At 46.7% G+C, this 10,759-nt stretch carries 10 protein-coding genes; 6 read left to right on the top strand and 4 right to left on the bottom strand.

Going from position 1 to position 10,759, the window contains the following annotated elements; translation table 11 throughout:
- Positions 1-31: 31 nt before the first annotated feature.
- A complete protein-coding gene (locus AB5H98_RS04580) occupies positions 32-1,207 on the top strand; it encodes a phosphopentomutase (RefSeq protein ID WP_367924743.1) in 1,176 nt (391 codons plus the stop codon).
- A gap of 32 nt (positions 1,208-1,239) precedes the next feature.
- Here AB5H98_RS04580 and AB5H98_RS04585 read toward each other — a convergent pair whose 3' ends face one another.
- The gene (locus AB5H98_RS04585) at positions 1,240-2,091 is read right to left on the bottom strand and encodes a YitT family protein (protein WP_367924744.1); all 852 of its coding nucleotides are present in this window, start codon (positions 2,089-2,091) and stop codon (positions 1,240-1,242) included.
- 187 nt (positions 2,092-2,278) lie between these two features.
- Between AB5H98_RS04585 and AB5H98_RS04590 the strand changes: the two genes are divergently transcribed.
- The 5 genes from AB5H98_RS04590 (at position 2,279) to AB5H98_RS04610 (ending at position 7,555) form a co-directional block, all read left to right on the top strand.
- Positions 2,279-2,953 (top strand): YjjG family noncanonical pyrimidine nucleotidase, encoded by a 675-nt coding sequence (locus tag AB5H98_RS04590; protein WP_367924745.1) that lies wholly within the window; start codon positions 2,279-2,281, stop codon positions 2,951-2,953.
- A gap of 27 nt (positions 2,954-2,980) precedes the next feature.
- Complete coding sequence (locus tag AB5H98_RS04595) at positions 2,981-3,838, top strand: NAD(P)/FAD-dependent oxidoreductase (protein WP_367924746.1); 858 nt, start codon at positions 2,981-2,983, stop codon at positions 3,836-3,838.
- Positions 3,839-4,335: 497 nt separating this feature from the next.
- Positions 4,336-4,575 carry a hypothetical protein gene (locus tag AB5H98_RS04600; RefSeq protein WP_367924747.1) on the top strand — a complete coding sequence of 80 codons (240 nt, stop codon included), beginning with the start codon at positions 4,336-4,338 and terminating at the stop codon, positions 4,573-4,575.
- An 84-nt stretch (positions 4,576-4,659) separates the two neighbouring features.
- Positions 4,660-6,057, top strand: coding sequence for an MATE family efflux transporter (locus AB5H98_RS04605; RefSeq protein ID WP_367924748.1), 1,398 nt, complete (start codon positions 4,660-4,662; stop codon positions 6,055-6,057).
- A 262-nt stretch (positions 6,058-6,319) separates the two neighbouring features.
- Entirely contained in the window at positions 6,320-7,555 is a 1,236-nt protein-coding gene (locus tag AB5H98_RS04610; RefSeq protein ID WP_367924749.1) for a chloride channel protein, read from the top strand.
- An 86-nt stretch (positions 7,556-7,641) separates the two neighbouring features.
- Here AB5H98_RS04610 and AB5H98_RS04615 read toward each other — a convergent pair whose 3' ends face one another.
- The 3 genes from AB5H98_RS04615 to AB5H98_RS04625 form a co-directional block, all read right to left on the bottom strand.
- Positions 7,642-8,811, bottom strand: coding sequence for an N-acetylglucosamine-6-phosphate deacetylase (locus tag AB5H98_RS04615; RefSeq protein ID WP_367924750.1), 1,170 nt, complete (start codon positions 8,809-8,811; stop codon positions 7,642-7,644).
- A gap of 23 nt (positions 8,812-8,834) precedes the next feature.
- A complete protein-coding gene (locus AB5H98_RS04620; RefSeq protein WP_367924751.1) occupies positions 8,835-9,596 on the bottom strand; it encodes a sugar isomerase domain-containing protein in 762 nt (253 codons plus the stop codon).
- A 13-nt stretch (positions 9,597-9,609) separates the two neighbouring features.
- A partial coding sequence (locus tag AB5H98_RS04625; protein WP_367924752.1) for an alkaline ceramidase occupies positions 9,610-10,759 on the bottom strand: 1,150 nt, incomplete at its 5' end.

A 10,759-nucleotide genomic window follows, 5' to 3' on the forward strand; every position in this document is an offset into this window, starting at 1 on the left:
TGTCCTTGACAAAGAAAGAGAGGTATCTGATATGGCCAAACGCGTATTCCTGGTAGTTCTTGATTCTTTCGGCATTGGAGAAGAACCCGACGCCGCCGCATTTGGTGACTGCGGTTCGAACACTTTGCGCTCCATTGCTCAAAGCAGCAAATTTGACTGTCCCAATCTGACTCGCATGGGCCTGTTTAATTTGGACGGTGTGGACGTTCTGCCCGCCTATCCATCCCCCATCGGGGCATTCGGTCGAATGCAGGAACGCTCGATGGGAAAGGATACTACCATCGGGCACTGGGAAATTGCAGGCATAGAAAGCCCCTCGCCGCTTCCTACTTATCCAAACGGATTCCCGCCGGAAGTGATTGAAGAATTTGAAAGAAAAACCGGTCGCGCCGTACTGTGCAACAAACCTTATTCCGGCACACAGGTTATTCAGGATTACGGGGAAGAACATCTTCGAACCGGGGCTCTTATCGTTTACACGTCCGCCGACTCAGTATTCCAAATTGCGGCTCACGAATCCGTTGTCCCCGTCGAACAACTTTATTCGTACTGTCGCATGGCACGCGCCATGCTCACTGGAAAACATGGAGTGGGTCGCGTCATTGCAAGACCTTTTGAAGGCACCTGCCGAGAAGATTTTCGACGCACTCCCCGCCGACACGATTTTTCTCTGGTTCCTCCAGGCAAAACTATGCTGAACTATTTATCCGAAGCAGGATGCGATGTAATTGCCGTTGGAAAAATCAATGACATCTTCGCGGGCAGCGGCGTGACCCAAACCTTCCCGACAGGTGGAAACGCCGAAGGAGAACAGAAACTTCTGGAATTGGCACAGACGGATTTTCATGGGCTCGCCTTTGTCAATTTAGTAGATTTTGATATGGTCTATGGTCACCGGAGAAATATCGATGGATATGCTCAGGCGGCCACAACATTTGACCAAACACTTGGAAAACTTCTTCCTATGCTCCGATCCGAGGATGTTTTGATCATTACTGCAGACCATGGATGCGACCCGGGTTACCTCGCCACTACCGATCATACCCGTGAATATGTGCCTCTTCTGATGTTCGGAAACAGCATTGTTCCCGGAACGAATCTTGGCACGCTTTCCGGATTTGGCGCCGTGGCCGCTACGGTATGTGCTTACCTAAATGTTCCCGCCGATGTAAAAGGGGAAAATGTTTTGCCACGTATTTTAAAGTAAGAAAAAAAGACCTGCCCGAAGGCAGGTCTTTTTTATCTGTAATGCTTTTTCAAGGAAAATCCACGTCCCTTTACCTCGCTGACACGGCTCACGACCAGAAAGCTCTCCGGATCAATTTCTCGAATAATTTTTTCCGCTCTTGGCAATTCCCGGTTGGATACTACGCTCAGCACCACCTGTGTTTTGTGATGTAAATAGCCGCTTTCTCCTTCTATCAAGGTAACGCCGCGGTCCATCTGCTTCAAAATCGCCTTGCAAATCTCTTCAGATTTTTGGCTCACCACTTTGATCTCCGTACGAGTGGTTCCCATAAGAAGCATTTTGTCTAACACCAACGTATAAATCATTACCAATACAATGCCGTACAAAAGTTTCTCCGGTGGCTGAAAAATCGCCTGTGACAAAAGGATACACACATCGAATGCATACATACTGACGGAGACCGGCAGATGAAAAAAACGGTTTATCACCAAAGGTGGAATATCCATTCCTCCAGTGGAAGCACCCGCACGGATGACCATACCCAACGAAATACCAATTCCAATTCCGGTAAATACGGTGCATAAAAATAAATCTTCGGTCAGTACAAAATCACTCAACAGCCGTCCCCAAAACTCCAGCGCCAACGGATATAGAAACGTGCTGGCAAGCGTTGTAAAAGCAAAGTTCCGCCCCAAAGCCAACCATCCTAAAATCAACATCAAAATGTTAAACACCAGCACAAACGCCGAAATCGAAATGCCCATAAGAAAGTTTGCTGTGAGTGCAAGTCCAGTAGTCCCTCCAGTCACCAACCCTGCTGGCAAAAGGAACAATTTTACGGTCAATGCATATAAAAAATTCCCACCAATGACCGAAACCGCCGCGAAGGCTCTCTTTTTCAAAGTGATTCCTCCCTTAAAAATAAAAAAACGTCTGCCAGTATTTTCCCTGACAAACGTGGATCGAGGCAATGCCTAATACACCGCTATTTTATCGAACGATAAACCAACTGTCAAGGATTTCACCTGTGCGAAACTATGGAAATCTGGTATAATACCTATAATCGCTTTTTCGAAAAGAGGTTCTGCAATGACTGGGCGGTTCGATACATTTTTGTTCGATGCGGACGATACCTTGTTTGACACTACGCAAAATGAAGCATTGACGCTCAAGGCATTATTTCTCGAAAAACAATTGCCTTACGACCAGGACGTACTGAAACGTTACCGGACCATTAGCCGGGAAATGTGGAAGGAATTCGAAAATGGAAAAATGCTTAAAAGTCAGGTGCAGCACGGACGTTTTGCGCGCCTGATTCAGGAACTTGGACTTTCAGCAGATACATCCGACTTTTTTGAATGCTATCATCGTCTAAGTTTGGAACGTTTGATTTTGGAACCTCACGCACTGGAAGTATGTCGTACTTTATCCCAAACGTGTCATTTGTACATTATCACCAACGGAACGGCATCCATTCAATGGCCCCGACTTGAAAAAGCCGGTTTAGCACCTTTTTTTAAGGATGTCTTTGTTTCGGAAGACCTTGGCGTACAAAAACCGGATCCCCTTTACTTCGAAAAAGTCCTCAAAGCAGCAGGCACGTGCCGCTCCCGTGTTTTGGTCGTAGGAGATTCTCTGACCAGTGACATTGCCGGAGCCAACCGCGCGGGACTACCCTGCTGCTGGTATAATCGTGCACGAGCGGTGAATTGTGGCACCGCACATCCGGACTGGGAAATTTATGATTTGGTCGAACTGTTATAACATCAGGCCGATAAAGGAGCGAATACAATGGAAAAAGTATGGGACTGCATTGTTGTGGGCGGTGGGCCGGCCGGCCTTTCCGCCGCCATTAATTTGCGTCAACGCGGAAAACAACCCTTGGTTCTCAGCGCAGGCGAAAATCTTCTTCGAAAAGCTGAACAAGTGGACAATTATTTAGGTCTCCCCGGCCTGACTGGTTCAGAGATGATGGACCAATTCCTTCGCCATGCACATCATCTTTCAGTGGAGATTCGCACAGCGCAGGCTGGTAATATCATGCCCTTGGGCGATACTTTTCTAGTCAACGCAGGCGGTGAAATTCTTACTTGTCGCAGCGTGATTCTTGCCTGTGGCGTTTCCAAGGCTAAGACTGTTCCCGGCGAAGAAGAATTTCTCGGCCGCGGCGTTTCTTACTGTGCCACCTGTGACGGAATGCTCTATCGCGGCCAGGAAATTGCAGTGTGGGGACTTGGGCCCGACGCACCCGATGAGGCTGCTTTTTTGGCATCTATCGGATGTCATGTGCATTATATTGCCCAAAAGAAACCGGAATCGCTTGCAGACGGCATCGAATTTTTACAGGGTCGAGTGGATGCCGTAGAAGGTGCGCAAACCGTTGAACACGTGAACGTAGGCGACCAAAAACTTCCGGTCGCCGGTGTGTTTATTCTGCGTGCCAGCGTCCCCGCAGGGGCATTGGTTCCCGGTCTTTCTCTGACCGAAGAAGGCTTCGTTTCAGCGGATTCTAAAAAACAAACTTCTATTCCGGGCTTGTTTGTCGCAGGGGATATGTGCGGAAAACCCTTGCAGGTGGCTAAAGCAGTTGGTGACGGGCTTGTTGCTGCACTGTCCTGTGCGGAATATCTAGACGGAACTGCACAATAAAAATTTTCTTGTTTTGTGTGTGCTGGAATATTTTTGCATAATATCAGCCTCTATTTCTTTTGTGATACGGCATATTTTCAAAATTTGAGCCATCCGTTTCGACTGATTGGGCGGCTTTTTTGGGAGCGTCCCGCATTCTTAAAAAAGCGGCAACGTTTCATTTTAGCATTCGGCCTACTTTAAATAAAGAACGGGGTTGCGTTTCAAAAGTGCTCCCCGCTTTTTAATGGTTTCTTTTCTCTTATCTCCCATAAACCGATGTTCCGAAAAGATTTACTCATTTTTACCAAAAATATTTTTTTAAAGGCTACAGCACCCTTTTGTTTTGGCAGTTATTGTTTAAAAAATCTTTCTTATCGGTTGAGAATTTTGTTCAAATCATCCTTTGCAAAAACTTTCTTTTTACTGTTATAATAAGTGATGCAACGTGTAGCATGAAACGGCGTAAATCCGGTTGATGCTGCACGTTTTTTATTTTTTATGAGTAGGAGGAGACTATGAAACGAATTAAATCAGCCTGTCTGTGCCAGACATTGCATTTCAAATTGAAAGATGAGGTTCCTTACGAACAAGCAGTGCAACTTGTGGACGCCGAAGTGGAAACATACAAAGCAACATTGAACCGTCAAGGGACCCTTTATAAAATTCTGCAGCAGACGCGTCAGGCGGACGGATCCATGATTATAAAACTCGTCAAACAATACAATCGAAATCCTGTGGGGGACTACTTGAAATAAAATATGACTCTCAAAAGCGTGTGGCCAATGGCATAAATCCAGCATTGCCCACACGCTTGCTATTTTTTTGAAAGGTGAATTTGAATGGAAGAAAAATCAAATGCTTTTTTGGGTACCGAACCTTTGAAAAAATTAATGAAGAAATATGCGCTGCCCTGCATTATTTCTTTATTAGTGGCAGCTTTGTATAATATTGTAGACCAAATCTTTATTGCAAACGCCGATTATCTGGGGTCCTATGGCAACGCCGCCAATACCGTAGTTTTCCCGCTCACTGTGATTGCTCTGGCAATCGCTGTACTAATTGGAGATGGCTGTTGTGCTTTTGTAAGTATTTGTTTAGGCGCAGGCGAACAGGAAAACGCTCATTGCAGCATTGGAAATGCCATTATCGTGTGCATTGTCAGCAGCATTGTATTGACCGCGATTTACCTTGTCTTCGATGAAGAACTTTTGACTTTATTTGGCGGCACAGTCAACCAGGAAACATTTGCTTATTCGAAAGAATACCTTTTTTACATCACTCTTGGCATCCCTTTTTATATGTTTGGTCAGTCCATGAACCCAATCATCCGTTCGGACGGAAGCCCCAAATTTGCAATGATATCCACTCTTGCTGGTGCAGGTACCAACATTGTTTTAGATCCAGTATTTATTTTTGGATTTCAGTGGGGTATGATGGGGGCGGCGCTGGCTACCGTTTTAGGACAAGTTTTGACCGCGGTCCTTTCTATACAATATTTGGCTCATACAAAAGCGGTAAAATTGACTCGTAGAAGTTTTATATTGCATCGGAAACTTTTGTGCAAATTTCTCCCCTTAGGCCTTTGCAGTCTTTTATCCCAAATTTCTTTGGTAGCCGCCATGGCTGCCATTAATAATATGATTCGAACTTATGGTGCACTTGACCCGATTTTCGGGCAACCACAGTACGCACAGATCCCCATGGCGGTAGTGGGCATTGTAATGAAATTTTTTCAAATTGTTATTTCGATTGCAGTGGGTCTGGCCGCAGGATGCATTCCTATTGTGGGGTATAACATTGGGGCCGGCCATAAAGATCGTGCACGTCACTTGTTCACCCTCCTTTTGATCACAGAAGCCGCTGTCGGTGCCATATCGACTCTCATTGTAGAGTTTTTTCCCGAGCAATTGATTGGCATTTTCGGTGCATCCAATGAAAGCATTTATTACACAACTTTTGCGATCCGCTCCTTCCGAATTTATCTGTGTATGATGATTTTAGCCTGTGTCAACAAAGGTGCATTTATTTACTTACAGGCACTGGGCAAAGCACTGGCTTCCTCGTTACTTTCTACAGTTCGTGAAGTCGTATTCGGTGTGGGATTCGCACTATTTCTTCCGTATTTGTTTGGCTTGGACGGCGTTTTGTATTCTATGCCCGTATCAGATATTCTCACCTTTATTTTGTCCATCTTTCTAATCCGGCGCACCTACAAAGAACTAAGCACTTCCACCTAAAACATTTTACTCAATTCGTAAAGGAACGTTTTCATCTAGACAAAGCCGAACCGTTTGACTATAATTTTTTTGAAGCATATTTTTTCAAAAATGAAAAACAACGATGCTTTTCTTGCCGATTCCCACGCGGAATCGGCTTTTGTATGTATCCAAGGTAATAAGCGCATACAAAAACAGCAAATGCAAAAGGCGGCGGACTTTGTTGAAAAAGCAAAAAGAATTGATTTGCACATACCTCTCTTTATGGCGAGTGTATGTCGTTATGCTAGCAAAATGGGTTTCACTATCCCTGCTGATTGGGGTAATCAGTGGTGTACTCGGCACTATTTTCCATGTAGGTGTGGAGACCGCTACCCAATTGCGCACTGCCAATCCATGGATGCTATGGCTTTTGCCTCTGGCCGGTCTTTTAATCGTGGCAATCTATCGAATCACTCGTACCGAAGGACAAGGAACCAACGATATTTTTAACCAAGTTCACCAAGGCGACCGAATTTCTCTTTTTTTACTGCCTGCAATTTTTTTCAGCACCATTCTGACGCACCTTTGCGGAGGATCGGCCGGGCGCGAGGGCGCGGCACTTCAAATGGGTGGCACCATTGGTTTTCACACCGGACGCCTATTTCATCTGGATGACCGCGATTTACGCACGGTCACTATGACCGGCATGGCTGCTTTCTTCTCGGCACTGTTTGGTACTCCTGTGGCTGCCGCACTGTTTGCAGTCATGGTTGTAAGTGTGGGACAAATTTATCACGCCAATTATCTTCCAAGTTTAGGCGCTTCAATCGTCTCGTACGGAGTTTCCCTTATATTGGGTGTTGCACCCACTCGTTTTTCTGTGATTTCCCCTGCACTGGATGCCTGGATGCTTCTCCGAGTATCCATTCTTGGCATGGGTTGCGGCCTGATATCCATATTGTTTTGTACGGCAGTACACGGCGCAGAACACGGATTCAAAAAATTTGTCCCGAATCCTTGGATACGCATTCTCGTGGGTGGGTTCGCAATTATTTTGCTTACAATCATATGCCACACAACCCGATACAACGGAGCGGGAATGGATGTGATTTCTGCCGCTGTGGAGCAAGGTCAGGCACTTCCATTTGATTTTCTATGGAAAATTTTATTTACCGCCATTACTCTAGGCGCTGGTTTCAAAGGCGGCGAGGTCGTTCCTTCCTTTTTCATTGGAGCGGTCTTCGGATGTGCGATTGGTCCACTTTTGGGAATTCCTGCCGGATTTGCCGCGGCTATCGGCCTGGTTACAGTTTTTTGTGGCGCTGCCAATTGTCCCATCGCCGCCACCGCTCTTGCAGTAGAATTATTTGGTGCAGACGGGCTCGTATATTTTGCACTTGCCTGCGCTGTGGGGAATTTGTTTTCTGGTTATCAAGGACTTTATTCAAGTCAAACGATTCTTTACTCAAAGTGGAAAGCCCGCTATATCCACATCCAAGCCAATGAACACGTTGAAACCCCTTCTTCTCAGTTATAACCGTGTTTCTGTTTAAATGGTTGTGTATCAAAATAAAAAGGCAGCCGAGAAGTCTCAAACTTCTCGGCTGTTTTGATTTGCGCTTTTTACAAGCGGGAAAACTCGATTCGGCCGCCTACGGCCACATGAAAAACCTGAATTTCTTCGTCAAATACCAGCAGGTCTGCAGCTTTCCCTACTTGGATGGAACCAGTATGGCTGTCAATCCCCATTAGTTCGGCGGGGGTCAAAGACGCCATACGCACTACATCCCACACAGGCGCTCCGGTCAGTTGCAAAAAAGTCCGTACCAGCATATCGGTGGTAGCCACACTGCCGGCAAAAGCGCTCCGATCCAATAGTTTGGCCACGCCATCCTCCTTGATGCAGGGCACGCCACCCAAAGAGTACTCGCCATCCGGCATACCGGCCGCACACATACTGTCCGTAATCAAACAAATTCGCCGAGCACCCTTCACTTTATAAATCAACTGTAACAACTCGGCTGGCAAGTGACTGCCATCAGCAATCACTTCTACAAACATTTCATCCAGCAGATAGCCTGCCTCCACCGCACCTGCGCATCGGTAAGCGTGCTTGCGCTGCACGCTGGTCATACACGAATAAAAATGCGTCATACAGCGCAATCCCAAATCATGGGCATGCATGACCTGTCGGCAGTCCGCATCCGAATGCGCAATACTGGTGACAATGTTATGTCGGTGGAGTACTTGCAAAAACCGGTCAGAACCATCTAGTTCTACGGCAAAGGACCAACGGCGCACACGGTTTGTGCGGCGCAATACCTCTTCGTACTCATCTGGTTCAGGGCAACGCAGATACGCAGGATTTTGTGCTCCTGCCTGGGCTGCAGCAAAGTAGGGGCCCTCCAAATGCAACCCCAAAATATGCGGACAGCCCTCACGTTCCAGTTCTATCTCATTGAAAGAGTCCACAAAGTTCAGTAAATCCTGGCGACTTCCTGTCAACGTGGTAGGCACAATGCTGGTGGTGCCATGCAGCATATGGCAACGGGCAGCAGCATAAATTGCGTCCCCACCTTCCATAAAATCATGTCCGCCCGCACCGTGTACATGTATATCGATAAACCCGGGGGACAGATACATCCCCGCGCAATCCACCGTTCGGTCCGCACCTTCCAACCGTGCATCACAGCCAAACGCAACCTGCGAAATCATCCCATTTTCAGTCATTAGGCATCCATTACGCACGGCATCCGGAAGAATGATACGGGCATTTTGATAACATACTTTCATGTGATCACTCGCCTTTTACGCTATTACAAACAACGAACCGCACCGCGGAACCGATCCAAGAATTGATTGTTCCATTCATCACCGCCAGGACAGTTTCCGCTGCGCCAAACAGGAGGATTGACCCCTTCATTGACCAACATATTGACAGCTTCAATCACAACACAGTTCATTATATACGCATTGGCATACGTTGATAAGGCTCCAATCTTCTGAGCAAAACCGGGCACTTCCAACGTTGCATCGCCCAACTTAACTTTGCAGTCAATGCTACAATCCACAATGTCGTGTAAATTTTTTTTGCTCGGATGCCGCGCGGGATGATCCAGCGGACAAGTCTCTGCATGTTCGTGGCTGCTGACTCCAATGACCTTTGCGCCATGAGCCTTAGCGGTCAACGCCGCATCAATGGTCGCAGAATTGATTCCGTAGGCGTTTACAACCCACAATAAATCTCCTTGCCCAATGCCATAGTCCTCTATTACAATTTTTCCATATCCGGGCAGGCGTTCGACCTGCATAGATTTCAGTGCACCAACGCTGAGCATCGTTTCCTGGTTGAGAATGGCGCTGATGTGCATTAAACCGCCGGCCCTAAAAAACACTTCCATAGCCGCCAAGTTGGAATGGCCGCCTGGTCCAAACACATAAACCAGCTTGTCCTGTTTGACATGGTCGGAAATCATCCGAGCTGCCTTCAAAATGTTTTGACGTTCAGTTGCGCGAATCTCATTGATGATCTTAAAGATTTCATCGTAATACAGATCTGTTAAAAGTCCTTGTTCCATTTTTTATCTCCTTTCAATGTTGCTTTGCCAATGTGTAAATGCCATTTGCAATTAAACTTTCGATTTGGGTTGAATAAGTCCCCGCCAATGCAAAATACAAAGCTGACCCCTGAGGTTCGTATCCGCCATGACATATCTGATGTTCTGTAGAAAGATATCCAATCATTCCGTTGCAATATCCCACGCTCAATGCACCGGATACGGCCTCGCGTGCAATGGCAGCATATTTTTGCGCCATCTCAGCATTAAACAAAAATATCGACAAACTTCCCAACCGGAGATTGGAAATTTCCAGCAGTTCCGTGTTGCGGCAGTGGTTTGAAACAACAGCAGATGCCCACTGACGATGGATTTCGTCGCCCTCGCGTGCCTGCTCAATCTTTTCCAGCAAATTCTCTTGCTCCAACGGCAAATTCTCCGTGTATTGATAAACAGATACCCCGTCCTGCATGTTTTCGCCGGCCGCTTTGAGCAATGCTTCGCATTGATTGACAAACTGCTGTGCAAAATTTTGTACACCTGCGTAGCTCTGCGGGACAAATTGCCCGCCTATCACACTGTTCGGGCGCAAATCCGCAGTGCAGCCCTGCAAAAACAAACCAACGCTACCTGGATACATTTGGTCTAGCGTGCGCAGCGCTACGCCCGGATAATCGGGATGAATCTCATTTCCATTAGAAAGGTTGGCATGACAGGGATAGTGTACCAACAATCCCTTTACGCTCCCGTCCTTCCTAGACCATTTCACCACCGTCAGATGGTGATCTGCATCCACTTCATAATTGGGACACATACCAATTCCTTGGGGTGTATGCACTCGGCGATATACGTTCAATGCGCACTGGCCACGATGCACTGTGCCAATGACGGACTCCCCGTTTTCACAAGCCTCCAAGACCGCTGATTCTATCTGGGCATATAAAAAATCAATGTATTCCGGATCCGCTGTTTCTAAAAGTGGAGTGAAACTATTTCCAGTCCCCGGTCCGCTGTGATTGTGTGAGGCAACAAACAGAATTTGTTGTTCTTTTACCTCTAGCATTGCGGCCAGTCGTGGGCGGGCCATAGATATAAATTCTCGGTTCCACCATAAAAGATCCCCGTAAATCATGACTGCTCGTTGATCACCGCAACGATAGTCATGCACGCGGACAAAGATATCT

This window comes from uncultured Ruthenibacterium sp. (assembly GCF_963558415.1).
In the GTDB taxonomy this organism is placed as follows: Bacteria; Bacillota; Clostridia; order Oscillospirales; family Ruminococcaceae; genus Ruthenibacterium.